Origin of the sequence: Paractinoplanes toevensis (genome assembly GCF_018332695.1) — a bacterium.
GTDB classification, from domain to species: Bacteria; Actinomycetota; Actinomycetes; order Mycobacteriales; family Micromonosporaceae; genus Actinoplanes; species Actinoplanes toevensis.
Genome location: NZ_BOQN01000112.1, coordinates 21,798 through 46,549 on the forward strand (window position 1 = coordinate 21,798; position 24,752 = coordinate 46,549).

The 24,752-nt window shown below is 70.0% G+C and carries 24 protein-coding genes; 10 read left to right on the forward strand and 14 right to left on the reverse strand.

The window, feature by feature from the left end; translation table 11 throughout:
• The first annotated feature begins 199 nt into the window (after positions 1-199).
• The gene (locus Ato02nite_RS40145; protein WP_213011945.1) at positions 200-1,327 is read left to right on the forward strand and encodes an FAD-dependent monooxygenase; all 1,128 of its coding nucleotides are present in this window, start codon (positions 200-202) and stop codon (positions 1,325-1,327) included.
• On the forward strand, positions 1,324-1,890 hold the full coding sequence (locus Ato02nite_RS40150) for a TetR/AcrR family transcriptional regulator (RefSeq protein ID WP_213011946.1): 567 nt from the start codon (positions 1,324-1,326) through the stop codon (positions 1,888-1,890). Before Ato02nite_RS40145 ends, Ato02nite_RS40150 begins: the two co-directional genes overlap by 4 nt.
• Here the strand turns inward: Ato02nite_RS40150 and Ato02nite_RS40155 are convergent.
• Positions 1,863-2,207 (reverse strand): VOC family protein, encoded by a 345-nt coding sequence (locus Ato02nite_RS40155; RefSeq protein ID WP_213011947.1) that lies wholly within the window; start codon positions 2,205-2,207, stop codon positions 1,863-1,865. The two genes, Ato02nite_RS40150 and Ato02nite_RS40155, sit on opposite strands and share 28 nt — an antisense overlap.
• Positions 2,208-2,321: 114 nt before the next feature.
• Here Ato02nite_RS40155 and Ato02nite_RS40160 point away from each other — a divergent pair, with 114 nt between their 5' ends.
• On the forward strand, positions 2,322-3,488 hold the full coding sequence (locus Ato02nite_RS40160; RefSeq protein ID WP_213011948.1) for a hypothetical protein: 1,167 nt from the start codon (positions 2,322-2,324) through the stop codon (positions 3,486-3,488).
• Here Ato02nite_RS40160 and Ato02nite_RS40165 read toward each other — a convergent pair.
• From Ato02nite_RS40165 to Ato02nite_RS40175, 3 genes are all read right to left on the reverse strand, one after another.
• Positions 3,475-4,338 carry an arylamine N-acetyltransferase family protein gene (locus Ato02nite_RS40165; protein WP_213011949.1) on the reverse strand — a complete coding sequence of 288 codons (864 nt, stop codon included), beginning with the start codon at positions 4,336-4,338 and terminating at the stop codon, positions 3,475-3,477. The two genes, Ato02nite_RS40160 and Ato02nite_RS40165, sit on opposite strands and share 14 nt — an antisense overlap.
• Before the next feature lie 46 nt (positions 4,339-4,384).
• A complete protein-coding gene (locus Ato02nite_RS40170) occupies positions 4,385-5,302 on the reverse strand; it encodes an RpnC/YadD family protein (protein WP_213011950.1) in 918 nt (305 codons plus the stop codon).
• 67 nt (positions 5,303-5,369) lie between these two features.
• Positions 5,370-6,782: an MFS transporter gene (locus Ato02nite_RS40175; protein ID WP_213011951.1), complete on the reverse strand. Its 1,413-nt coding sequence runs from the start codon at positions 6,780-6,782 to the stop codon at positions 5,370-5,372.
• 34 nt (positions 6,783-6,816) lie between these two features.
• Here Ato02nite_RS40175 and Ato02nite_RS40180 point away from each other — a divergent pair, with 34 nt between their 5' ends.
• Positions 6,817-7,455: a TetR/AcrR family transcriptional regulator gene (locus Ato02nite_RS40180; RefSeq protein WP_213011952.1), complete on the forward strand. Its 639-nt coding sequence runs from the start codon at positions 6,817-6,819 to the stop codon at positions 7,453-7,455.
• On the opposite strand, the gene Ato02nite_RS40185 is transcribed toward Ato02nite_RS40180, so the two are convergent.
• From Ato02nite_RS40185 to Ato02nite_RS40210, 6 genes are all read right to left on the reverse strand, one after another.
• Positions 7,442-10,012 (reverse strand): exo-rhamnogalacturonan lyase family protein, encoded by a 2,571-nt coding sequence (locus Ato02nite_RS40185; protein ID WP_213011953.1) that lies wholly within the window; start codon positions 10,010-10,012, stop codon positions 7,442-7,444. The two genes, Ato02nite_RS40180 and Ato02nite_RS40185, sit on opposite strands and share 14 nt — an antisense overlap.
• Before the next feature lie 80 nt (positions 10,013-10,092).
• Positions 10,093-10,968: a carbohydrate ABC transporter permease gene (locus tag Ato02nite_RS40190; RefSeq protein WP_213011954.1), complete on the reverse strand. Its 876-nt coding sequence runs from the start codon at positions 10,966-10,968 to the stop codon at positions 10,093-10,095.
• A complete protein-coding gene (locus tag Ato02nite_RS40195; protein ID WP_213011955.1) occupies positions 10,968-11,903 on the reverse strand; it encodes an ABC transporter permease in 936 nt (311 codons plus the stop codon). The genes Ato02nite_RS40190 and Ato02nite_RS40195 overlap by 1 nt, the downstream gene beginning before the upstream one ends.
• Before the next feature lie 29 nt (positions 11,904-11,932).
• A complete protein-coding gene (locus Ato02nite_RS40200; RefSeq protein WP_213011956.1) occupies positions 11,933-13,453 on the reverse strand; it encodes a type 2 periplasmic-binding domain-containing protein in 1,521 nt (506 codons plus the stop codon).
• Positions 13,450-14,046, reverse strand: coding sequence for a YesL family protein (locus Ato02nite_RS40205; RefSeq protein WP_213011957.1), 597 nt, complete (start codon positions 14,044-14,046; stop codon positions 13,450-13,452). The genes Ato02nite_RS40200 and Ato02nite_RS40205 overlap by 4 nt, the downstream gene beginning before the upstream one ends.
• Positions 14,047-14,149: 103 nt before the next feature.
• Positions 14,150-14,779 carry a DUF1961 family protein gene (locus tag Ato02nite_RS40210; protein WP_213011958.1) on the reverse strand — a complete coding sequence of 210 codons (630 nt, stop codon included), beginning with the start codon at positions 14,777-14,779 and terminating at the stop codon, positions 14,150-14,152.
• Between the two features lie 35 nt (positions 14,780-14,814).
• Between Ato02nite_RS40210 and Ato02nite_RS40215 the strand changes: the two genes are divergently transcribed.
• Positions 14,815-15,747, forward strand: a complete 933-nt coding sequence (locus tag Ato02nite_RS40215) for an alpha/beta hydrolase fold domain-containing protein (protein ID WP_213011959.1) — start codon at positions 14,815-14,817, stop codon at positions 15,745-15,747.
• Positions 15,748-16,340: 593 nt separating this feature from the next.
• On the opposite strand, the gene Ato02nite_RS40220 is transcribed toward Ato02nite_RS40215, so the two are convergent.
• Genes Ato02nite_RS40220 through Ato02nite_RS40230 form a run of 3 tightly spaced genes read right to left on the reverse strand, consistent with a single transcriptional unit; the run spans position 16,341 to position 19,261 of the window.
• On the reverse strand, positions 16,341-16,718 hold the full coding sequence (locus Ato02nite_RS40220) for a RidA family protein (protein ID WP_213011960.1): 378 nt from the start codon (positions 16,716-16,718) through the stop codon (positions 16,341-16,343).
• A gap of 1 nt (position 16,719) precedes the next feature.
• Positions 16,720-17,928, reverse strand: coding sequence for an amidohydrolase/deacetylase family metallohydrolase (locus Ato02nite_RS40225; protein ID WP_213011961.1), 1,209 nt, complete (start codon positions 17,926-17,928; stop codon positions 16,720-16,722).
• Between the two features lie 52 nt (positions 17,929-17,980).
• Positions 17,981-19,261: a MarR family transcriptional regulator gene (locus tag Ato02nite_RS40230; RefSeq protein WP_213011962.1), complete on the reverse strand. Its 1,281-nt coding sequence runs from the start codon at positions 19,259-19,261 to the stop codon at positions 17,981-17,983.
• Between the two features lie 99 nt (positions 19,262-19,360).
• On the opposite strand from Ato02nite_RS40230, the gene Ato02nite_RS40235 reads away from it, so the two are divergent.
• Together Ato02nite_RS40235 and Ato02nite_RS40240 are read left to right on the forward strand one after the other, a co-directional pair.
• The gene (locus Ato02nite_RS40235; RefSeq protein ID WP_246607998.1) at positions 19,361-21,031 is read left to right on the forward strand and encodes a beta-N-acetylhexosaminidase; all 1,671 of its coding nucleotides are present in this window, start codon (positions 19,361-19,363) and stop codon (positions 21,029-21,031) included.
• Between the two features lie 48 nt (positions 21,032-21,079).
• Positions 21,080-21,532 carry an NUDIX hydrolase gene (locus Ato02nite_RS40240; protein WP_213011963.1) on the forward strand — a complete coding sequence of 151 codons (453 nt, stop codon included), beginning with the start codon at positions 21,080-21,082 and terminating at the stop codon, positions 21,530-21,532.
• Here Ato02nite_RS40240 and Ato02nite_RS40245 read toward each other — a convergent pair.
• Positions 21,529-22,125, reverse strand: a complete 597-nt coding sequence (locus Ato02nite_RS40245) for a TetR/AcrR family transcriptional regulator C-terminal domain-containing protein (protein WP_213011964.1) — start codon at positions 22,123-22,125, stop codon at positions 21,529-21,531. The genes Ato02nite_RS40240 and Ato02nite_RS40245 overlap by 4 nt on opposite strands.
• Before the next feature lie 61 nt (positions 22,126-22,186).
• On the opposite strand from Ato02nite_RS40245, the gene Ato02nite_RS40250 reads away from it, so the two are divergent.
• From Ato02nite_RS40250 to Ato02nite_RS40260, 3 genes are read left to right on the forward strand one after another with little or no spacing between them, the layout of a single operon-like run.
• Positions 22,187-23,137, forward strand: coding sequence for a quinone oxidoreductase family protein (locus tag Ato02nite_RS40250; RefSeq protein WP_213011965.1), 951 nt, complete (start codon positions 22,187-22,189; stop codon positions 23,135-23,137).
• A complete protein-coding gene (locus Ato02nite_RS40255) occupies positions 23,134-23,520 on the forward strand; it encodes a hemerythrin domain-containing protein (protein WP_213011966.1) in 387 nt (128 codons plus the stop codon). Before Ato02nite_RS40250 ends, Ato02nite_RS40255 begins: the two co-directional genes overlap by 4 nt.
• Positions 23,521-23,524: 4 nt before the next feature.
• Positions 23,525-24,709 (forward strand): alanine racemase, encoded by a 1,185-nt coding sequence (locus Ato02nite_RS40260; protein WP_213011967.1) that lies wholly within the window; start codon positions 23,525-23,527, stop codon positions 24,707-24,709.
• Positions 24,710-24,752: the final 43 nt, after the last annotated feature.

Sequence of the window (24,752 nt, forward strand, 5' to 3'; positions counted from 1 at the left end):
GACCAGCGAAACCCTGGGAAATGTACGCACATGCCAGGTCCCGAATCGGCGGGCCACGCCGGGCGGTCCACCGGGCCGTTCCCGGCCACCGGCCGGAAGACGTCGGTCACCCTCAATGCCAACAAGCGTTTGCCAACGGGCGTTGGCATCGGTTACTGTCATGCCAACACTTGTTGGCAAAACCGAGGAGGGTGCCATCATGAGCAGCTCACCGCAGACCGACGTGCTGATCGCCGGGGCCGGGCCGGTCGGGCTCACCCTGGCCGCCGCCCTGACCGCCCGCGGGCTCGGCGTGACGATCGTCGACCGCGCGGCCGAGGGCGCCAACACGTCGCGGGCCGCCGTCATTCACGCCCGCACGCTCGAGGTGCTGGAGTCGGTGGGGGTGGCCGACGAAATCGTCGAACGAGGAGTGATCGTGCCCCGATTCACGGTGCGTGATCGTGATCGGCAACTCATGACCATCGACTTCGGAGGGTTGCCCACGGCGTACCCGTACACCCTGATGCTGCCGCAGAGCGAGACCGAAAGAATCCTCGCCGGACGCCTCACTCAGCTCGGGGTTTCGGTCCGCCGTCCGGCGGAGGTGGCCGGCGCCCGGCCGGACGCCGACGGCGTCACCGTCACCCTGACCGGCGGCGAGACCGTGCGCGCCCGCTACCTGGTCGGTGCCGACGGCATGCACAGCACCGTGCGCGAGCTCAGCGGCATCGGCTTCACCGGCGACCGATACGCGCATTCGTTCGTGCTGGCCGATGTGCGGATGGACTGGGATCTGCCCGGCGACGAGGTGATGCTGTATTTCTCGCCGGCCGGGCTGGTCGTGGTCGCGCCGCTGCCGGACGGCCGGCACCGGATCGTCGCCACCCTCGACCAGGCACCCGAGCAGCCCACCCTGGATGACGTCCAGGCGCTGCTGGACACCCGCGGGCCCGAGCGGGTCCCGGCCCGCGTCCGGGAGGTCGTGTGGAGCTCCCGCTTCCGGGTCCACCACCGGCTCGCCGACCACTACCGCAACGGCCGGATCTTCCTGGCCGGGGACGCCGCCCACGTGCACAGCCCGGCCGGCGGCCAGGGCATGAACACCGGCATCCAGGACGCGGTCGATCTCGCTGCCGTGCTCGCCGACGGCACCGACCTCGACGGTTACGAGCGTCGCCGCCGCCCGGTCGCGGCCGGCGTGGTCGCGATGACCGACCGGATGACCCGCGTGGCCACCTCACGCAACCGCCTGCTGACCGGCCTGCTGCCGCTGGCCGGCCGCCTCCCGGTGGTGCGGCGGCGGCTCGCGATGCGACTGTCCGAGCTGTCTACGATCGCAGCATGACCTCGGCCGTGCGCAGATCCGACGCGACCCGGGCGGCGATCCTGGCTGCCGCCCGCGAACGGTTCGCCAGCGACGGTTACGAGCGCGCCACCATCCGGGCGATCGCCGCCGACGCCCGGATCGACCCGTCGATGGTGATGCGGTACTACGGCAACAAGGAGAAGCTGTTCGCCGCGGCGGCCGAGTTCGACCTTCAGCTGCCCGACGCGGCCGGCATTCCCCGCGACGAGCTGGGCGCCGCCCTGGCCCGGCACTTCCTGCACCGCTGGGAGAGCGACGAGACGCTGACCGCGCTGCTGCGGGCGGCGGCCACCAACGAGGCGGCCGCCGAGCGCATGCGGGAACTGTTCGGCGCCCAGCTCCTGCCGCTGGCGACGGCCGCCTGTCCCGACCCGGCCGACGCCCCGCGCCGGGCCGGACTGGTGGCGAGCCAGATGCTGGGGCTGGCCCTGTGCCGCTTCGTGCTGCGGCTGCCGCCGGTCGTGGCGATGACCGCCGACGAGGCCGCAGCCTGGGTGGGCCCGACCATCCAGCGTTACCTGACGTCCGCGACCAGTTCGTAGACGTTCCCGTCCGGTCCCCGGAAATGCTGCCAGGACTCGCCCGGTTCACCGAGCAGTTCCACCCCCGCCGCCCGCAGCTCCTCGATCGCCGCCGGCAGGTCCCGCACCGCGAACCCGGCCACCGGCCCGGTGTCGAAGAAGTCCTTGCCCCGACCCGGCGCGAACACCTCGACGTTCCGCCCGTCCGGCAGCGTGAACACCCAGAACCCCGGTGCGGTGTACGTCTCCCGCAGTCCGAGCACCCGCCGGTAGAAGTCGGCGAGCGCCTCGGGTTGCGCCGTCCTCGTGCCCAGCCAGCCCAGCCCAGTGATCTCCATGAGTCCCATCCGACAACGTGAACCTCGGTAGAGGTCAACCCCCGGGCGCCTCCCGTCCGTAGTGAAGGCCGAGGAGCCGCGCCGGATGGTGCCGGCTCCGTCCCAGGAGGAACGATGGCCCCCAACCCGCCCGGTGACGATCCGCCCGCCGACGTCTTCGACTACGAGGACTACGTCGGTGACGACTACGGCCCGGACTCGCCCGCATCGGAGTTCCTCGGCGAACGGCCCGGGGCGGAGGAGTACGCGACCGGCGAGCACCCGGTGGAGCGCTACCCCGTGGCGGGGCCGCTGGCGCAGAACTATCCGGCCCGGACGCCCTACGACGAGGAGCTGACCGGGGAGTGGCCGGCCCCCGGCGAGGAGGACACCGACCCGGTGGGGTTCGAACCGGTCGAGGCCCGCGACTACCCGCCGCCCGCCGACCCGTTCGACGACTCGGACGACCTCGACTACCTCACCACGCACCAGGGCTTCGAGCTGCCCGGCTGGGGTGCGCCGGAGGAGGCCGAGACCGCACAGGGCGCCCGGGTGCGTCGATATCGGCGCCCGCTGCTGGTCGCCGGGGTGGTCCTGTTCCTGGCCGGTATGGCGGCGGCGATCCTGATCGCCCCGCGCTGGGTCGGCGACGACCCGGACCGGACCGAGGCGGTCGGCCGGACCGGCGTCAGCGGCGACGCGGTCAGCGGCCCGGTCGACGGCCGCGAGTCGGCCCGCTTCGAGCTGGTCGACGGCGCCGGCTCGGTGCGGCTGCGCACCGACGACCTGGGCGACGACCTCTACCGGGTGACGACCCCCGCGGGCAGCGGCGTGACCCCGAAGGTGGACGATGCGGACGGCGCGGTCCGGCTGCACCTGCCGGCCGGCGTGCACGGCGGCCCGTCCGAGGTGACGATCGTGCTGAACAACAAGGTGCGGTGGACGCTGCAGATGAACGGCGGCACCGCCCAGACCACCGTCGACCTGACCGGCGCGGTCGTGGACGGCGTAGACCTGACCGGCGGCGCCAGCCGCATCGACCTGACCCTGCCGGTGCCGACCAGCGTGGTTCCGGTGCGGATGACCGGCGGCGTGGACCAGTTCCTGGTGAGGCTGGCCGGCGCGACCCCGGTGCGGGTGCAGGTGCAGTCCGGGGCCGGCCAGGTGACGCTGGCCGGCGCAACCCACAAGGGCATAGCCCCCGGCCGGTCCTTCACCGCGAACGGCTGGGGGAACGGCGAAGCCGGCTTCGACGTGGAGGCCGTGGCCGGAATGTCGGCCCTGACCATCACGGAGAGCTGACGCCGGCCAGCCACTTCTCGTGTGCTTCGGTGAGGCGTCGCCAGAGCGCGTCTCGGTCGGCCGGGCCGACGTCGTCGAGAGTGATCCCGAAGACGTCGGCCAGCGCCGCGAAGTAGTCGTCCCGCCGATCGAGGATCGTCTTCTGCTCGATGTCACCGGTTCGGCTCAGTGCCAGCCCGCGCACGATGTCGATGCCGTGCGCGTCTCGCCGCTGCACGGTGGCTACCCGCACGAACCCGGAGTCGGGGGAGGTGGAGAGCTCCTCGTGCTTGGCCGCGAACGCCGACATCTCCACGCTCTCGCCGCGGAAGTCCATCCCGAGGAACCCGCCCCGCGGATCGTGATCGAACCGCCAGCCACCGGGCTCCGCCGCCGACCGCGACAGTCGGTACCGGAACGGGCCCTGCTGGTATTCGCCTTCGGCCAGCGGCAGCGGTTCGTAGATGCCGTCGCCCATGCCGAGGTCGACCAGCCAGTTCCCGTCGGGCGCCGTATCGGACGGCAGTCCCGACACGGTCAGCACGAGATGGTTGCCGACCGCTCCGGCCGGGTGCGAAGCATTGCCCTGCACCCCGCCGTAGTGCCGGGTGACGGCATAGCCGAGCTCCGTGAGCAGCGCCGAGAAAGCCCCGTTGAGGTGAAAGCAGTATCCGCCGCGCCCTCGCAGAATCCGCCCGATCGAATCCTCGGGCTCGACGGTGGTGGGCCGCCCGAGCCAGATCTCCAGACATTCGTAGGGCACCCGCTCGGCGTGAGCCCGATGCAGAGCCTTCAGTCCGTCAAGGCTGGGCGGCTCCCGCTCCACCCCGAGCCGCCGCAGATATCCGGAAAAGTCGATGGCAGAGCCCACCCGCCAACCTTATTCGATCGGCGAGTGGGCGGGTGAACCCTGATGCTCAGACCGCCCGCAACTGCTCCAGCGGCACGCGATCGGTGACCCACTGAAGGTGCTGTTCGTAGTCGACGGCCGCCAGCTTGCGCGCGAGCTCAGGAAGATCGTCGATGGCCCCGTAGTGGTGCTTCAGAAGTGCCGCCAAAGCCTCGACACGTCCTTCGTCGCGGCCTTCTGCCCGGCCCTCTTCGATCTTGCGGCGGGCGAGGTCGCGGGCGAACTCGGTACCTTCCAGAATGTCGCTCATTCCTCTCCTCATCAACGCTTTGACCAACTGAGTCGCGATGGGTCTGGGACCCAGTTTACCCAGCTCAACCAAGACCAGCCGTTCGTCCGGATCGGCTGTTGCGGCTATCGTCTCGGCCACCCGTTCCACCGCATCGGGTGGCGGGTTCTTGGACCACAGGGCGAGCGGCGCCAGGCCGCTCGCGAGGATGTACTCAGGGTCCAGATCCTCCGCCAGGTTCCATGACGTGTACCGCAGCGCGGCGCCGTCCCGCTGGAAGTTTCCGGGATAGCCGCCGCCGAACGGCCAAACCACCACCTGGTGGAGCCGATGCCGTGCGCGCGAGTACTTAAGTGCCAGCGACGACCAGTAGGACATCATCCGTTCCTCGAAGTCCGTCACCCGCTCGACCTGTACCTCGAGGTGGTATACGTCGTGCAAGGGGATCGGGAGTCCGTCCTTCTCTGCTCGGTCCTGCTCCTCTCTGTCTCGCAGGGCCAAGTAGACCTTGTCTCTGCTTCGGGTCAGTCGACGCTGCTGTTCCGTCGGCCCCTCCAGAACCACCTGCCGGCCGTCCAACTCCGCACCGAACAGGATTCTCAGTGTGTCCTCGGGGTGCGCCTCGAACATCGACTTGAACAGGCCGTCGTAGTCCTTCCTTGACGCCTTACTCCCGGGCGTCGCATCGACTGGCATTTTCGTCCTCCTGGTTGACGAACGCCTAGAGGTTATATGACCAGTTGTCTTATGCCTAGATTTCTATTCAAGCTTTCGCCGCTGTTGGTTCAGGGGAGGGTGCAGTGGCGCTTCGGGGCATGGCTGTGGCCGCTATTGCGGCGGCGGTCAGCAGGAGGAGCGCGCTGAGTGTCAGCGCCAATGCATAGCCGCTGGTCAGGGCGACTGGGGTGGATAGCGGACCGGTGCGGTGCTGGGCCGCGGTGCCCAGGGCGGCCAGGCCCAGTGATGCGCCGATCTGGCGGGAACTGTTCAGCAGGCCGGATGCCGTGCCGGACTCCTCGGGCGCCACGTCCGCAGTCGCTACCGAGACGAGTGGGCCCAGGCAGAGGCCGAAGCCGATGCTGGCGACGATCGACGGGCCCAGGACGTCGGTGCGGAAGGAGCCGTCGGGGCTGATTCGGCTGAACCACGCGAAGCCGGCCGCGGTCAGCAGGGCGCCCCCGACCAGGATGTTGCGGGAGCTGGTGCGGTAGCCAAGTCGGATGGCCAGGATGCTGCCGGCGATCACGCCCAGGGCGAACGGCAGGAACATCACGCCGGTCAGTGCCGGGCCGATGTCGAGGACGCGTTGCAGGTAGAGGGACGCGAAGTAGAACGTCGCGGTGATGGCCGCGCCGACCAGCAGGTTGTAGGCGTTCGCGCCGGCCACCGCGCGGTTGGTCAGCAGACCGAGGCGGATCAGCGGGTCGCGGGTGGTGCGGCGTTCGACGGCCAGGAACGCGGCCAGCAGGGCGACCGCCGCGGCGAGGGTGAAAAGGGTGGACAGTGACGTCCAGGCGTGCCGGTCGGTGCGCACGATGCCGAAGACCAGCAGGCCCATGCCGGCCGTGGCCAGCACGGCGCCGAGCACGTCGGGGCGGCCGGTGGGGGTCGCCGGCCGGTCGGCGGGGACGCCCCGCCAGGTCAGGGCCAGGGTGACGGCGGCCATCGGGACGCTGATGAACATCACCCAGCGCCAGCCCGCGTACTGGGTCAGCACGCCGCCGATCAGGACGCCGAGGGCGCCGCCGGCCGCGTTGGTCGCGGCCCACACGCCGAAGGCTCGGACTCTGGGCTTGCCGCTGGGGAAGGCCGCGGTGAGCAGCGCCAGTGCGGCGGGGGACAGGGCGGCGGCGCCGATGCCCTGGGCGGCGCGGGCCGTGACGAGTTGGCCGGGGGTCTGGGCGAAGCCGCCGATCAGGGAGGCGACGCCGAAGGCGGCCAGGCCGAGCAGCAGGATCCGTTTGCGGCCGAAGCGGTCGGCGGCTTTGCCGCCGAGCAGGAGCAGGCCGCCGAAGGTGAGGGCGTAGGCGTGGATCACCCAGGTCAGGCCGGCGGCGCTGAAACCCAGGCCGGACGCGATCCGGGGCAGTCCGACGTTCACCACCGAGAGGTCCAGCGACACCATGAATTGCACGAGAGCTACTGCGGTCAGGGTGCGGTTCGACTTTCGGAACATGTTCCGAAAGTAGCAGACGACGCAAGATGGTGGGGTGTCGACATCGAACGGCCGCACCGGCCGACCACCGGTCACCTCGCGCGCGGAGATTCTGGCCGCGGCTCGCGGGCTCATCGACGAGAGCGGCTGGGAGAAGCTGACGATCCGGCGGCTGGCCGGCGAGCTGGGCATCGGGGCGACGACCCTCTACCACCACGTGCGGGACAAGGAGGACCTGCTGCTCCTGCTGCTCAACGAGTACGCGGCGCAGGCCCCGTTCCCGGATCTGCCGGACGATCCACGGGAACGCATCGTGGTGGCCGCCGCGGCGATGCGCGACACCCTGGCCGGCTGGCCGTGGGCCGCCGAGGTGCTGACCACCGATGGCTTCCTGGGCCTGCTCGGCGGCTCGGCCGTGCGACTGGTCGAGGTCATCGTGGCCGCGGCCGAGGACGCCGGATGCACCCAGGAGCAGGCGGCCGGGCTGTTCCGGAGCATCTGGTATTACACGGTCGGCGAGATTCTGGTCCGGGTGCACTCCAGCAAGAAAAAGAACGGCGACTTCACCGGCTTCGACCCCGAACAGACCCCGCGCCTGGCCGCGATCGGTCCGCAGTGGCCGGTTCTCGCGGCCCGGGACACCTACGTCCCGGGCCTGCGAGCCTTCGTCGACGGGCTGCTCAGGGCGCGATGATCTGGTCGCCCACCAGGGCGAGGTTCTGGATCGCGGCCAGGCCGTAGAGCGCGGTCGTGTTGGTGGACACCCACTTCGCGGCGTCGGTCGGGGTGAGCGTGGAGGTGACCCGTTCGCTCTTCCACGGCAGGGTCGGTGCGTAGCCGTCACCGGTGTAGAAGTCGCGCCAGGCCCGGGTGACCAGCGCGGCGTTGTTCAACCGCACCGCGGCGTACGCGGTCAGCCGGGCGTGGCCCTGGCGCAGGATGAGGTTGCCGAACGCCGCACCGCACTCGGCGGTCTGCTCGGCCGCGGTCGCGTTGAACAGGCGGCAGTACTGCAACCAGGCCGCCTCGAAGGCCGGCATGTCGACCAGGTCGATGACCTCGGCGCAGATCTCCACCTGGCCGAACATCGCGCTCAGGTGGGAGACGCTGACGGTTTTGGCAGTGACCGGCGCGAACCGGCCGGTGTCCAGGTCGTACAGGCCGCTGCCGGTGACGAAGCCGTTCGGCATCGCGCCGATCGTCTCCATCGTGCCGAGCAGTTTCGCCTTGGCCTTCTCGGCGAGCGGCCCCCGTCGCTCCCACTCGGTCAGCCAGGCGGCCGCCAGACCGCTCCAGTCGGTGCCGAGGCCGATCGACAGCGCGTGCGGGTCGGGAGTGTACGGCTCGGTGCGGATCTTGCGGATCGGGTCGAGCACCAGGAACGTACGGTCCGAATCGACCAGTTCCGAGAGCAGGTCGCCGGTGCGTTCGTCGGCGGTCAGATAGTAGTAGATCCGGCGGTAGATGGCCGTGCTGATGCGCTGTTGCTTGGCGCTGTCGGCCCAGTGCTGCACGCCGTGCCGGGTGCCCAGACCGGCCCATTTGCCCAGGTGGTAGACGTCCACCTCGCCGGTGTGCCGGGTCATCGCCTCGGCGAACCGGTAGATGTCGGCGCGGCCGGAACGCAGGAACGCGTACCAGAGCCACAGGTCGGGGGAGAGCTCGGAGTTGTCCCAGGCGTAACCGCCGATGTCGTAGCGCCACACCAGACGGTCCTCGTCGAAGGTGTGCATGATGTCGCCGTGGTTCCAGAAGCCGTACCAGTGCCGTTGATCGACCTGCTTGCGGTAGAAGTCGAAGAGGAAGTCCAGATGGTCCTCGATGGTGGCCTTCAGCGGGTCGGTCCGGTCGACCGGCGCGAACAGGCCGCCGAAGACGTTGCAGGAGACCAGGTGCTCGACCGGGTTGATCAGCTGCGGGGGAGTGCGGACCTGGTCGGCCATCGCGCCGAGGCGCTCGGCCGGGGGAGTCGAGGGCAAGGCCCACAGAACCAATTCATTGGTACGGGAGATGCCGTACGGCGTACCGAAGCCGGGTTCGTAGTCCTCGTAGGTGATGTTGAGACCCTCGAGCTGTTCCGGATAGGTGTCCTGGCCCATCCCGTCGTGATAGAAGCGCATGTCCATCGGCCCGGCATCGGGTGACCACAGCCAGACCGTGACCTCGGCCTCGGCGGTGTGCGCCCGGCGAATGTCGAGCTGGGTGGGGTGCCGCTGCCAGAAGTCCTTGAGCCCGACCGCCACCCCGCCGGTGACCCCGCCGACGTAGGCCAGCCCGGAGGCCCGCTGACCCTGGTCGACCGCTACCCACCCGTACCCCTGCTTGGTCCTCTTGCGAAGCGTGAAGCCGTTGGCCGAGAGCTGGCTGAGCGAGTAGTCGCCCCACAGCGGGATGTACTGCAGGCGGGTGGTGACGCGCTGGTCCCAGGTGGCCGGGTCGGGCAATGCGGTCCCGGCGATCTGCGCGTTGCGTACCGCCAGCCCCGGGTCCCGCCGCAGGCCGGTGATGCCCTGGACGGCCTCGGTGAGCTGGCCGTGCCCGTCGCCGACGAAGCGGATGTGGCGGTCGTAGGCCGCGTCCCGCATCGGCACCTTGAAGCGCACGCCGAGCCCGGCGATGTAGTCCTTCGAGCCGTCCCGGTCATAGACGAACGTGTGCATCATCTTGACGCTCTCGGCGCCCGCGAAGAAGACCAGCCGCACGGTGAACGGCAGCCAGTCGTGTCCGTGCCGTCCTTCGATCCGCACCACCGCGCGCACCGGCCCGGACTGCTCGACCACAACTTTCCGCACGTCGCTCTGGACGAGGTGGCGCGGCGACGGCTCGTCCGAGATGTGCTCCTGGCGGTAGGCGACCAGCACGCCGTCGCGGGCGATCACCGTCTCGCCGCGGCGGATCTCGCTGATCAGCTCGCGCCCGCTGCGCGGGACGCGAGCGACGATCACGCCGGTGTCGATCTCGACGTATTTCTTACGGTCGGTGACGACGACCGGTTGCGCCGGCCGATCGGGGGTGCCGGCCTGCAGGGTGTACGCGTCGGACGGCGCGCCGTCCGCGATGGCGTGCCCGCTCCACTTGAGCGTGCCGTCCGGCCAGTAGGCGAGCGGCCAGCTCTGCACGGGCACGGCCGGGTCGGCCAGCCGGAAGGCCTGGTCGCCGGGGACCGTGCCCTTGGGCCACGGGGTTCCCCAGGTGGTGGTGGCCGACGAGCCGGGGCGGCCCTCCAGCCAGGTGAGTCGTACTTCGGGCACGGCGGCTCTCCCCACTCTCGGAATCATCGGGACAAAAGGGGCGGCGGCCATGCCGGCCAGGACGCGGCGACGTTCCACGGTTACTCCTTGACGGATCCGATCAGGACGCCCTTCGCGAAATGCTTTTGCAGGAAGGGGTAGACCAGCAGGATCGGCAGCGTCGCGATCACGATGATCGCGAACTTCAGGCCCTGCTCGGGAAAGAGGGTGGAGTCCAGTTGCTGCACCACGTTCGCCGAGTCCGCGTTGGGCGCGGTGAGCTGGCGGACGAGCACCTGGAGGGTCCACTTCTGACTGTCGTTGATGTAAAGCAGTGGAGACATGTAGTCGTTCCAGATGCCGACCGCGTAGAACAGCGAGAACGTCGCGATGATCGGCTTGGACAGCGGCAGCACGATCCGCCGGAAGACGCCCAGCTCGGTGCAGCCGTCGATCATCGCGGCCTCTTCCAGGGCCTCGGGCAGCTGCTGGAAGAACGTCTTCACGATGATCAGGTAGAACGGGTTGATCGCGAGCGGCAGGATCAGCGCCCAGTAACTGTCCAGCAGCCCGAGGTTGCGCACCACCAGGTAGGTCGGGATCATCCCGCCGCTGAACACCAGCGTGAAGATCACCAGGTTGAGCACCAGGGCCCGGCCTGGCAGCCGCCGCTTGGACAGCGGGTAGGCCATGGTCAGCGTCAGCCCGACCTGGACCGCGGTGCCGACCAGGGTGACGCCGACGGTGGTGGCCAGCGCGCGGACGAACACCCCGGTGCCGAAGATGTAGTCGTAGGTGTCGGTGACGATGTGCTTCGGCCACAGGAAGAACGGCCGGGCGGCGATCTCCCCCTCCGACGCGAACGAACCGGCCGCCACATACAGCAACGGCAACAGCGTGATCAGGGCAAGACCAAGAAGAAGAACAACATTGAGTACGTCGAACACGCGGCCGCCGACCGACTCGTCCCGGGCCATCAGAACAACCCCCGCTCGTCGAACCGCTTGGCGAGAAGGTTCGAGCCGTAGATCAGCAGCACCCCGACCACGCCCTTGAACAGGCCGACCGCGGTGGAGTAGCTGTACGAGCCCTGGGTGATGCCGATGTAGTAGACGTACGTGTCGAAGACGTCGGCCACCGACCGGTTCAGCGAGGTGGTCATCAGCCAGATCTGCTCGAACCCGGAGTCGAGCAGATGCCCGCAGGTCAGGATTCCCATGATCACGATGGCCGGCCGGATGCCGGGCAGCGTGACATGCCAGAACTGCCGCCACCGGCCGGCCCCGTCGACCCGGGCCGCCTCGTACAGCTGGGTGTCCACACCGGCCAGTGCGGCCAGGTAGATGATCGTGCCCCAGCCGGTCTGCTTCCACAGCAGCTGCAGCACGACGATCGGCCGGAACCACGCCTCCTGGGCCACGTAATCGGCCCGCGGCCCGCCGACGATGTCGTTGATGAACCCGGCGATGACCCCGAAATCCGCCGAGAACAGCAGGTAGCTCACCGACGCCACGATCGTCCAGGACAGGAAGTGCGGGATGTAGATGATCGACTGGATCGAGTTCTTCAGCGTTCGCTGCCGCAGCTCGTTGAGCAGCAGCGCCACGATGATCGGGGCCGGGAACACGAAGACCACGGTGAGCAGGGCCAGGATCAGGGTGTTGGTCATCAGCCGGGTGAAGTCCGAGCCGGTGAACAACTCCTCGAAGTGCTTGAGCCCCACCCACGGGCTGTCGGCGTAGCCGAGGAACGGCAGGTAGTCCTGGAACGCGATGCTCAGGCCGTACATCGGCCAGTACCGGAAGATCAGGAAGTAGGCCAGGCCGGGCAGCAGCATCAGATACAGCCAGCCGTGGCGGATCACTCGGCGCGCTTTGACAGCGGCCGGTGGCGCGATCTCAGGCTGCACCACCGGCGGACGTTCCAGGTCGGTGGCCACGGTTACTTGCCGAGCTTCGCCACGAGATCGTTGGTCTCCTGAGCGACCTTCTCGCCGCCCTCGGCGTACCACCGCTTGACCTCGGCCCGCAGCTGTTCCTCGGTGATGTCGCCGGACAGGAACTTGATCCGGGCGTCCGGGATGATCAGGTCGAGGGTCTTGCCCTGCTTGATGTAGGTCTCCGAGACGACGCCGAGCGCCGGGTTGTGCACCGCGGTCTTCAGGTCCTCGGCCGCCAGCTGGTCACGAAGCACGACCAGCTTGCGGGACGGCTCGTCGGCCGGCTTCGGCGGGTAGGCGCCGAGGCCGATGCTGGCCCGGGTGCCGAGCTGGATGAACGCCTTCTCGACGTCGTTGTTGATCTGCTTGATCTGCGGGTTGTCCTCGTCGAGCGGCGCCGCGTACCCGTCCTCGAGTTTGAAGTTGCGGCCCTCGATCCCGTTGGTGAGCAGGACCGTGCCCTCCTTGGTCTGCATCTTGTCGAGCACCTGCAGCACCTGGTCGAGCTGTTCCTCGGTCTTCACCTTCTGCTTGGGAATCGCGACGATGCCGTTGTAACCCGGGAACGGGGCGGAGAACTTCTGCCCGTCGGAGCGTGCGAGGTTGCCGGCCAGGGCGACCTTGTCGAAGTTCTTCGGGTCACCCTCCTTGAACAGCTTGACCAGGTCGCCGGAGCGGACGTTGACGTCGATGATGATGCCGCCCCGGCCCTGCACGAACGGCTTGTTCCAGTTGGCGCTGTCCAGGGTGGCGAAGTCCGGGTTGATCCAGCCGTTGTCGACCCAGGTCTTGAGCCACTTGTTGGCGGTCACGAACTCCTCGGTGTCGAAGCCGGGGACGAGCTTGCCGCCCCGGTCACCCCAGCCGTTGGGGGCGCCGAACCAGGTCTCGATCACGTCGTACGGGCTGGAACTGGCGTAGTTGCCCGGCCACTTCGGCACGATCAGCCCGTACGTGTCCTTCTTGCCGTTGCCGTCCGGGTCCCGCTCGGTGAAGGCTTTCGCGATGGCCTGCAGGTCGTCGACCGTCTTCGGCATCTGGAGGCCGAGCTTCTCCAGCCAGTCCTTGCGGATCGAGATGGCCGAGCGCAGCAGCGGGCGGACCCGGTAGATGCCGAAGGTCTTGCCGTTGACCGTCGCGTTCTTACCGGTCGTCGGGTCGGCCGGGACGAGGTTCGGATATTTGTCGAGCTTGCCGGTCAGGTCCCAGAACGCGCCGGCCTGCGCGGCCTGTACGAACGCCGCCTGCTTGTCGCCCTGGATGACCATGACCTGCGGCATGTTGTTGGAGGCCAGGGTGACGTTGGTCTTCTCGTTGTAGTCGGCGTTCGGCACCCAGGTGATCTGGAGCTTCTTGCCGATCAGCTTCTGCACGGCCTGCTGCAGTTCGCCGTTCGGGTCGGGCGCGGTGCCGAACAGCGGCGCCATCACGGTGATGGTGTCGCTGCTCGTCTCGCTCCCGCTGTCGCCGCAACCGGCCGTTATCAGTGTCAGGGCGGCCAGCGCCGCCAGGCTTTTCTTCATGTAAGTCCCTTTCGGAGTGCCTCGTTCTCGGCGAACAGGCGCAGGCAGAGCCAGGTGTCCAGCTGGATCCACCCGCCGACGGCCACCACCAGCAGGACGGGGAACGCGGCTACCGCGAAACCGAACGCGACGAGGGTGAACAGCAGCAGGACGGATGCGGGTGTGCGCAGCAGGGCGAACCGCGAGGCCTTGGGGAGAAGAGCCGGCGTCCGGAGGTCGTAGTGCACGGCCATGGGCAGCAGGTAGGCCGCGATCACGGCGAGGAAGGCGAGGGCGGCCAGGGTGGCGATCCGGGCGTTGCGGTCGGCCAGCCAGTGATAGTTGGTGATCAGCAGCGTGGCCGTGGCGACGATCGGAAGGACGAGGGCGGAGCCGCGCCGGAACTCGGTGCGGTAGGCGCGGACGAAGGACGATCCCGTTTCACCCTCGGCGTGCCGGCGGGCCACGGTGTACGCCGCGAGCGTGGCCGGGCCGACCCCGAGGACCACGCCACCGGCCAGGGTGCCGACCGTCCACATCAGACTTAACTTGACCGCCCAGAAAACTTCGTCGGCCGCCTCGTACAGCCGTAGTGCCCACGCCGCCGGAGTCATCGCGCCCCCTGCCGTTGTGACGGGCGGGTTAACAGGTATCGAGGAACGTAACTTTGAATCGTCTCAAAGTCAACGCTCCGGAAAACCCTTTCCGGCAGGTAGATCAGGGGGTGACAATTCGCAGGTCGGAGTACTCGCCGATCATCGGCGCCATCTGCCGGAAGCCGATCCGGCCGCCCGGCAACGGCTCCGGGTCGGTCCACCGGAAGGTCAACAGGTCCGCGACCTCGAACGTTATGAATCCATCATGGACTGTGAGGCGCATTCGATACGGTCCCTGCGCGTCGAGGGCCGGCGGGAGCGGATCGGGTCCCTGCGCCACGAGGTGGAAGCCGTAGCTCTTGCGGAGGTTGCAGGTGTGCAGCCGGCGCTCCGACGGCCATCGGCGGCGGAAATACGAGACGTGGTAGGCGTTGAGGTCGCCGTGGTGATACTGCTCGTACGGTCCGGTGCGCGGGGCCAGGTCGAAGATGCTCTCGCCGTCGCGGCCCCGCGCGTGGAAGAAAAGGATCGCCAGGCCCGGTTCCCGGATCGGCCAGAAATCCCAGGTAGCGACGATGTTCGGGCCGAAGTCGGCCGGGCACCACAGCACGATGTTGGCGTCCTGGCCGTCCTCGGGCGGGCGCCGGCTCTCCAGTCGCAGGCGGCCGCAGGGGAACGACACGGCGCCGTCACCCTCCATCCGGAAGTCGGCGAGATCGGCGGCTTCGGCGAGGCGATTGTGGTAAAGCATAGACATCAATCTATACGTTTCAACTGCGAGGGATCATGCCGATCGAACGCTTCCACGCCGACCGTCTCGCCGCCCTCGAACGGTTCCGAACCGGCGCCGGCCCCGAGCCCGCCCCACCGGTCAGCCCGCCCGCACCGGCCGGCGTGATCACCGGCGAGATCAGCATTCCCGGCCCGCACGGCCCGATCCGGCTGCGCACCTACCGCCCCGACGGCCCACCGGCCGGGCTCGCACCGGGCAGTGCCGGCCCGCCGGCCGGGCCCGGGTCGGCGCTGCTCTGGGCGCATGGTGGCGGCTTCCGGCACGGCTCGGCCGACATGCCCGAGGGGGATTGGGTCAGCGCACAGCTCGCCGCCCGGGCCGGGGCCTACGTGGTGTCGGTCGATTACCGGCTCGCCACCGAGGGAGTGCGCTATCCGGTGCCGCTCGACGACGTCTTCGCGGCCTGGACCTGGTTCACCGGCGCGGCCGACCTGCCGGACCGGCGGGCGATCGGCGGGGCCAGCGCCGGCGCTGCCCTCGCGCTGGCCGCCACGCTGCGCGCCCGGGACGCCGGCGGGCCCGTCCCGGACGCGCTGCTGCTGGCCTATCCGTTCGCGCACTTCCCCAACCCGGCCGCGGACGCCGACCTGGCGGCAGCACTGTCCGAGGCGCTGCCGCCGGGCGCGCGGTTCACCGCGGCCGGGATCGAGGACATGGTCCGCAATTACGTGGGCCGGATCAGCGACCTGCCACCGGACGCGCTGCCCGGCGCGGCCCGGCTGACCGGCCTGCCGCCGGCCTGGATCCTGCTGTCCGAATACGACGATCTACGCACGTCCGGCGAGCTACTGGCCCGGCAACTGGACTCGGCAACAGTCTTCGTCGCCGAGGGCGCGCCGCACGGCCACCTGAATCACCCTGCCGACCTGCCCGGCACGACCGGCTCACTGTCGTTCTTCGCCGCGGCCCTGGTCAGTCTTTCGTAGGGTCCGAAACCACGAGAACGGCCCGCTGAGCGCCGAACTCGCGCTCCTTTTCAAGTACGGTCCGGGGGCCCACAACCGCAACATCGGGCGGGCCGCCGCTCGGCGCGACCTGCGCGCGGGCACGGCGCGTGCCGCGCCTTTCGCGTGATGCCTCTCGCGTGCCGCGCCTCGCATGGGATGCGTCGGTCTTGAAGGCGGATCAGATCTTGGCGATTCAGCCCCCGACGTGGTGCTGCGGCGCTTTGCCTTGCTCATCCGTGCGCGCGGGTCTGCGAGTATCAGGCAGCAGGGCAGAACGCGGGCGGAAGGATGTCCAGGGGTGTCCTGGCGAGGTAACGGGTCGTGAGTCGCCGGGCCACGTGGGCCGGGCCGTCGCCGCGCTCGCGGGCGGAGATGGGCCCGGCAGTGAAGTGGCGTTGCGGGCCGGGCCCGCCCGGCGGTGGCGCGCGGAGAATGAGTCCCGCTCGGCGAAACCGAGTGCCACGGGACCGGTCCCACCGCGTACCAAAAGACCTGTGCGGGACGGCAGGAATGGGCGGCGGCTACGCCGCAGCCCGACTCCTGCGAAAGCGGCCCTGTCCGGCGGTGCCGGCCTATCCGATGTAGAGGATGGCGTCGATCTCGATGTCGAAACCCTCCAGCGGAACCGGCAGCGTCGTGCGCACCGGAAGGTTGTCGCCCTTGATGTATTGCGCGTAGATCTCGTTCAGCTCCGCGAAATCGGCGAAGTCTCGCAGATAGACACCCACCCGCACGGCGTCGTCGAGGCTCGCGCCGGCCTCCTCGGCGACCGTGGCCAGGTTGCGGAAAGCGGCGTGCGCCTGCTCGGCGAAACTGCCGGTCACGCGGGTGCCGTCGGGCAGTGCCGGGATGGCTCCGGCCAGGTAGATCGTGTCGCCGGCGACGACCGCGTGCGAATAGGGGCCGCCGGCCGGGGCCGCCTTGTCGGTGATTATCGCGCGCTTGGGCATGTCATTCACTCCTGGTTTCTCGTGGGAATTGATCGGCAAGTCCGTCCCGGCCGACCAACGGCTGGTTGAGCAGAGCGCGAATGTCGCGGTCCCGGCGACCCAGGGCCGCGCGTTGCGCGCCGGTCAGCGGAATCCACGGTGCCGGCGGGACCGGCAGGCGCGGCGGAAGCAATTGCCCTTTCCGGTACGTGGCCACGTTCGCCAAACGCATCGGCGCGATCCGTGCCGCCAGGTGGGCGTCGGTCACCTCGAATTTGCCGTGCTCGATGGCGAAGACGGCGAGATCGGCGGGCTTGCCGACGTCGAGCGTGCCCGCGTCGAGCCCGAGCGCCGTCGCGGGCCGCACCGTGACCGCCGCGATCACCTCGGCCAGTGGCAGCCCCGCCGCCAGCATCTTCGCCATCGTGGTGGGCAGGTCGAAGACCGGCCCGAGCACCGACCTCGCGTGCAGGTCCGTCGAGATCGTGTGCGGTCGCAGCCCCAGGTCGAGCTGCTGCTCGAGGATGTCGAACGCGAACCCGCCCGACCCGTGCCCCAGGTCGAACACCACCCCGCGCTCCCCGGCCGCGACCGCTGCCGGCCCGACCGGCGACGCGATGCCGCTGGCGCAGTGCGTGACGATGTCGCCGGGCCGCAGCAGCTCGAGCACCTCGTCGACCGCCGGGGGAGCGGCCCCTACGTGCACCATGACCGGCACCCGGCAGGCGTCCCCGACGGTGAGGGCCCGCCGCAGCGGGGCGACCCCGTTGTCACCCACCGTCTCCCGGTCGATCCGCACCTTGATCCCGAAGATCCGGTCCCGGTGCCGCTGCACGGTGTCGATGGCCAGCGCGACGTCGCAGTTGGCGAGGTCGCGGCTCTCGCCGGTGCGGCCCGCGAGCCCCACCGCCGAGATGTTGAGCAGCCCCGCCACCCGGACGTCGAAGCTCTTTCGCAGCAGCCCGTCGAGCGTGTAGGCCCCCGTCGTCCCGGCATCCACCCAGGTGGTGACGCCCGTGTGCCAGGCGATCGGATCGGGGTCGATGCCCCAGTAGCCCGGTCCGACGTGCGTGTGCAGATCGACCAGCCCGGGCGTGACCAGCAGCCCGCCGACGTCCACCACGGTCAGCGCGTCACTGCGGGGAAGGTCCTGGCCGGTGGCCGCGATCAGCCCGTCCTTGACCGCCACGTCGACCGGGTCACCCCCGGCCAGCAACAGGTCCCAGGTCATCCGCACGCCTCCAGCTCTGCGCCGGCCGCCTGCGGTCGAGGCATCGGACGGGTCATTCGGCTGCCTCCAGCGCGCTCGTGATGGCCAGGCGGTAGAGGCGGGCCGGGCGGCCCTTGCGGGTTATCTGGGTGCTGCCGCCCTCGATGACCAGGCCCGCGTCGGTCAGCTTGCGGATCAGGCGACGGCCGCTCGGGTCGGTGATGCCCATCGCGCGGGCCAGCTCGCCCGGTGAGACCAGGCGGCCGCCCAGCCCGCGCTCCACCGACGCCAGCCGGGACAGCGTCGCCGGGCTCAGGCCCGCCCGACCGGCCAGCGATTCCAGCTCGCCGTGCTGGCGGTGCGTCCAGGTCAGCGGCGCCGGTGAGCCGGTCGCGCCCATCGGCCCGATCGTGACGCCGTCGTCGGTGAACAGGTAGGCCACCGAACCCTGCTCCTGCTCGGCCCGGGCCGCCGCCTGTTCGGCCAGGTCGACGCTCAGCCGGGCCGAGGCGCCGATCCCGAACCCCGCCACCACCCGCACGCCCAGCTGGTCACGGGCCTCGGCCAGCACCGGAAGCCCGACCCACTGCCGGGTGGCCGCCTCGAACAGCGACGCCGGCGCGAACGCCAGCAACGCCCGGTGCCCGCGCTGGTCGATCCAGGCGTCGGCGAACTCCGGCGCGTGCAGCAGTAGATGCTGCAACCCGACCCGGGCCCGATCGCTGCCCGGTGCGCCGAGCAGGAACAACCCGGTGGCGAACCGCTGCCGCTCGCGCGCCCGCAACACCAGCTCGTGCAGCCCCGCGCGGATGGTCTGCGCCGTCGGTGCCGCGTGCAGCACCGCGATCTCCCCGCCGAGTGCGGCCGCGACCGCCGTCCGCCCGGTGATCAGGTAGCCCGCCCCGGTCTCGGCCAGCCGCTTCCGGTGAAAGGCCACGATCTCGTCGATCGGCTGGTCCGCATCGAACGGCAGCGCGGCGATCCGGTCCGGATCGAGTTCGAGTGCCCCCGCCACCTCGTCGACGATCTCCCGATCGAACGTGTCGATCGCCACCGGCGTCGCCGCCCAGCCGTTGCCGCGGGCTTTCGCCCACGCCAACGCAAGATCAAGAGCCGCGGCCCGCATGACGGCGACCGGCAGGGAGGGCGGGAGAAGATCACGGCCATGCGCGTACGGCAGGAGGCCCAGCAGCAAGCCGTCCAGTCGCGTCTCGCGGAGCAACCCACCGATCAGCTCGCGGATCTGTTCGTCCCGGTCGTAGACCGCCCAGACGAGCTCGACCCCGTCGACGGTCCGCGCGGCGTCGGCGAAGCGCTGCCGATGCCCGGCATGCACCACCAGCCCGATCCTCATCCGCAGCTCCGTTGACACCTCGCCCCGACCAACGAACTATATGCGAACCTGGTTCGTTTTGGAGGCCCTTGTGTTCCGATCCCCGACGGAGGTGACTCGGTGATTCCGCGGCCGGCCCGCGTGCGGCGGGATAGTGGGACCTTCACATTCGGGCCGGACGCCCGCCTGTCCCTGGGCGAAGGGCTCGACGGGGTCGGTGCCTGGCTGCGCGGCGAGTTGGGCTTCCCCCTTCATTCGGGGGAGCCGGCGGCGGTGCGGCTCGCGGTCGATCCGGGGCTGCCGGGTGAGGGCTACGCCCTGCGCGTCGCGGCGGACGGTATTTCGATCACCGGAGGGTCGGCCGCCGGGGTCTTCTACGGCGCACAGACGCTGCGGCAACTACTGCCGCCCGCCGCTCTGCGCCGCTCCAGGCCGGGAGCGTTGCCCGCGCCGCCGGGCCGTCCCGCGCCGGGAGCTTTGCCCGCGCCGCCGGGCCATTCCGGGCCGGGAACGGCGGCCTCGCCGGACGGGGTCGGGGCGCGGCCCGTGCCTTTTGTTGATATTTCGGACTCGCCGCGGTTTGGGTGGCGGGGAGTGATGCTCGATGTCGCTCGGCACTTCATGCCGGTCGCGGATGTGCTGCGGTTCGTCGACCTTGCGGCGTTTCACAAGCTCAACGTGGTGCACCTGCATCTGACCGACGACCAGGGGTGGCGGATCGAGGTGCCGGGGTGGCCGCGGCTCACCTCGGTCGGGGCCTGGCGGTCCGAGACGATGCTCGGGTCGCGGGTGCACGGACGGTATGACGGGCGTCCGCACGGAGGGTTCTACACCGCCGACGACCTGCGCCAGATCGTGGCCTACGCGGCGGAACGCTTCGTGACCGTGGTGCCCGAGGTGGACATGCCGGGGCACATGCAGGCCGCGATCGCCGCCTACCCGTCGCTGGGCAACGGCTACGACGGGCCGGTCCGCACCGGCTGGGGGATCTCCACCCATGTGCTCAACCTGTCGGCCGAGTCGCTGGCGTTCTGCCGGGACGTGCTGTCGTTCGTCTGCGAGATCTTCCCGTCGCAGCTGATCGGCATCGGCGGCGACGAGTGCCCGGCCGACGAATGGGCGGACAGTCCGGTGATCGCGCGGGAAGGGCTGGCCGGCCCGGCCGAGCTGCAGGGATGGTTCACCGGACGGATGGCCTCGTTCCTGGCCGAGCGGGGGCGACGGGTTTTCGGGTGGGACGAGTTACTGGCTTACGGCGTACCCGCAAATGCCGTGATTGCCGCCTGGCGTGGCGTGCCCCCGACCGTGATGGCCGCCCGGGCCGGGATATTGGTCGTCTCCTGCCCGGATATTTCCTGCTACCTGGACTATCGGCAGTCGGACGACCCGGGCGAACCCACCCCGGTCGGCACCCGGCTCACCCTCGCCGACGTGTACGGCTTCGACCCGGTCCCGCCGGGCCTGTCCGCCGAGGAGGCCGCCAACGTGCTGGGTGGCCAGGTCAACGTCTGGACCGAGCACATGGAATCGGCCCGGCGCGTCGACTACATGACCTATCCGCGGCTGTGCGCCTTCGCCGAGACCGTGTGGTCCCCGGCCGGGCGGGATCTCCCGGAGTTCCAGGCCCGGCTGGCGGAGCACCTGCCGCGACTGGACGCGCTGGGCGTCAACTACCGCCCGCCGGCCGGTCCACGCCCGGAGGATGCCCGCCCCGGCGCCCCGGGACATCCGCGCAGTCTGCCGGACCGACTCGCCGAGCTGCATCGGATGACGGCCGACCTGCGCCGGTAGGATCGCCGCGGTGGACAACTGGCTCTCGGCCGTGACGGCTTCCCCGCGTTGAACCCCGCGCCCAAACACCCCGTCGACCTGCTGCTCGTGCTCAGCCACGGCGATCGTGTCCTGCTCGCCCGGCGGGAGAACACCGGTTACGCCGACGGTCAGTGGAACCTGCCCTCCGGCAAGCTGGAACACGGGGAGGACGCGCTGACCGGCATGATCCGCGAGGCGCGTGAGGAGATCGGCCTGCGGCTGACCCCGGACGAGTTACGCCTGGCCACCACCATCCACCAGCAGAACCCGGACGGCTCCACCCGGATCGGCCTGGTCTTCCTGGCCACCCACGACCCGGCCCGGCACGGCACCCCGATCAACGCCGAGCCACACAAGTGCGGCGGCATCGCGTGGTTCCCCGCCACCGACCTGCCGGCCGACGCCGTCCCGTACACCGCGGCCTGCGTCCAGGCGTTCCTGGACGCGGTCCCGTTCGCCCTGACCGGCTTCCGCAGTTAGCCGGGCCCCTCGACGACCAGGGTCACGCACTCGTGGAACAGGTCGTCGGGGGTGCGGCCGGGGGCGAAGTACTCCGTGATGCCGGCTATCACCGTGGGATAGGCCTCGGTGTAGGCGGTCAGGTCGAAGTCCTCCGCGGGCGGTCTCGGTGCCTGCTCCTCCAGCGCGTAGCCGATCGTGAAGCGTTCCACCGTCAGCACCGTCAGCCGCGCTCGGTGCAGTGACAGACCCTGCTCCACCAGGGTCTTCATGGCCAGCTCGGAGATGGCGGCCATGTTGTGCGACAGCTGGGCCATCGACACCACGCGGGCGCCGTCGGGGTGCGCGAGCAGTGCGGTGCGCAACCGGGTGGCCAGCGCGATCAGCCAGTCCTGCCAGCGTTCCCCGGCGGTCAGGGGGATGGCCGGGGACGGCGTCAGCACCTCCTCGGCGATGGCCGTGATCAGGGCCGCCTTGTTCGGCAGGTGCCAGTACAGGGTGGGGGCCTGCACGCCCAGCCGGGTCGCCAGTTTGCGCAGCGTGACGCTTTCCAGGCCCTCGGCGTCGAGCAGGGCGACCGCCTCGTCGACGATGCGCTTCCGGTCCAGGGCCACGACCACACACTCTATCGGTGTTAGAGTCTCTAACACTGTTAGAGAGACGGGAGCGGCGGAGATGAAAGCAGCAGTCCTGCACGAGCGCGGCGGAGTCCCGCGTTACGAAGACTTTCCCGACCCGGTGGCCGGTGACGGCGAGGTCGTCATCGAAGTGCTCGCGACCGCGGTGGAGAACGTCGATCACGCGGTGGCCGACGGAACGCACTACGCGAGCGACTCGATGATGCCCGCGTTTCCGGCCGTCCCGTGCTTCGACGGCATCGGCCGGCTGCCCGACGGCCGGGTGGTCGGTTTCGGCAATCCGCGACCGCCGTACGGGGCACTCGCCGAGCGCACAGTCGTGGCCGAAGGGCACTACGGCCCGATCCCCGACGGCATCGACCCGGCCACCGCAACCGTGCTCTCCACCGCCATCACCGGCATGTCGATGAAGACCGCGGCCGGGCTGCAACCGGGCGAGACGGTCCTGGTGCAGGGGGCCACCGGGGTCGCCGGGCGGCTGGCGGTCCGGATCGCGCGGCTGCTCGGCGCCGGCCGGGTCGTCGCGAGCGGCCGGGACGACGCTCGCTTGAACGCTCTCGGCGCCGACGCGGTCATCAACACCGCGGTGAGCGACGAGGAGCTGGCCGAGGCCTACCACCGGGAGGCGTACGACGTGGTGGTCGACTTCCTCTGGGGCCGTCCCACCGAGGTCCTGCTGCGGTCGCTGATCCCGGCCGGGTTCTCGTTCGCCAAGCCGACCCGGCTCGTGCAGATCGGCGAGTCGGCCGGGGCCGAGCTCACCGTGCCCGCGTCGGCGCTGCGCACCTCCGGCGTCGAGATCTACGGTGCCGCGCGGGGGCTGGACGGCGGCGGCATGGCCGAGGCGTACGGGCAGGTGGTGAGCTGGACCCGGGAGGGCGCGCTCACCTACGACCTGCACGAGGCGAACCTCAGTGACATCGAGACGGACTGGCAGCGTACGGACCTGCACGGCCGGCGGCTCGTCGTTACGATGCGGGGACAGTGACTGATGAATACGAACGCCTGAGCGCGTATGGAACCCAGCTGATCCTCACCCACGCCCGTCTGCGCGACATGCTCGACGACCTCCGCGACGGCATCTACCCGGGCGACGAGCTCGCCACCCACTGCATGGCCTTCTGCGACGCCCTCATCGAGCACCACACCGACGAGGACGTCAACGTTTTCCCGCTGCTGTCCGCCCGGCATCCGGAGCTTCGCGCCTTTCTCGCCCAGCTGAGCCAGGACCACGCGATCATCTCCGGTCTTGTCCGGGGTGTGCGGCAGGATGATCCCGAGGCGTTGAGCGCCCTCGCCGCGGTGCTGGAGACGCACTTCCGCGGCGAGGAGAAACGCCTGGTCGCCGTGCTGAACGAGGTCAGGGGGTAGGGACGTGGACGTTCCGGAGCCGCGGGTCGACTGGCGCAGCAAGGGTTTCTTCCTGCCATCGGGGGAGCGGTCGGCGAGCGATTACGCGCGCGAGAAACCGAGCCTGTTCGGTGGCGGGTTCACCTGGCCGGTCCTCACCCTGCGCCGGTCGGCGGCCGAGGCCAACATCGCCACGATGGCCGCCTACTGCGCCCGCCACGATCTCGATTTCGCCCCGCACGCCAAGACCACGATGGCCCCGGGCCTGCTCGCGGCCCAGTTCGCGGCGGGCGCCTGGGGCATGACGGTGGCGACGCCCAACCAGGCGCTGGTGCTGCGCCGCCTCGGCGTCGACCGCATCCTGATCGCCAACGAGGTGCTCGACCCGACCGCGCTGTCCTGGCTGGCCACCCAGGAGGACATCTGGTTCCAGGCCGACTCGGTGGCCGGTGTGGCAGCGGCGGCCGCCGCGGGCGGACGGCTGAGAGTGTTCGCCGAGCTGGGCCACGCCGGCGGGCGGACCGGCGTGCGCACTCTCGACGAGCTGGAGACGGTGGCGCGGGCGGTCGCCGACGCGAGCAACCTGGAGTTCGCGGGCATCACGGCGTACGAAGGTCAGTTGAAAACCCAGCCGGAGGTGGACGACTTCCTCGACCTGCTGGTGGCCGGGGTGACGCGGCTGAAGGCCGCCGGCCTGATGCCGGCCGGCGCGCGGGTGTCGGCCGGCGGAAGTGCCTGGTTCGACCGGGTGGTGGCCCGGCTCGCCGCGCTGCCGCGCGACGTCCGCCTGATCCTGCGGTCGGGCGCGTCGGTCACCCACGACGACGGTTTCTATGCCGAACGTACGCCGTTCCGGCGCGTCCCCGGGGAGGGGCCGCTGACCGCCGCCCTGGAGATCTGGGCGCAGGTGCTGTCGGTGCCGGAGAAGGGGCTGGCGATCGTCGGCATGGGCAAGCGCGACGCCCCGTTCGACGAGGGCCTGCCGGTGGCCCGGGAGGTGCGCCGGCACGGCGAGGTGATCGAGACCGGGCCGCTGACGGTGGCCCGGCTCAACGATCATCACACCTATGTGGAGGGCGACGGCCTGCGGCCGGGTGACCTGATCCGGTTCGGCATCTCGCACCCGTGCACGGCGTTCGACAAGTGGCGCTACATCCCGGTCGTCGACGATGACCATCGAGTGGTGGACGTGCTCCAGACGTACCTCTGACGATGCACGCCGCCCGACTGGCACACTGCATTGGTGACGGTCA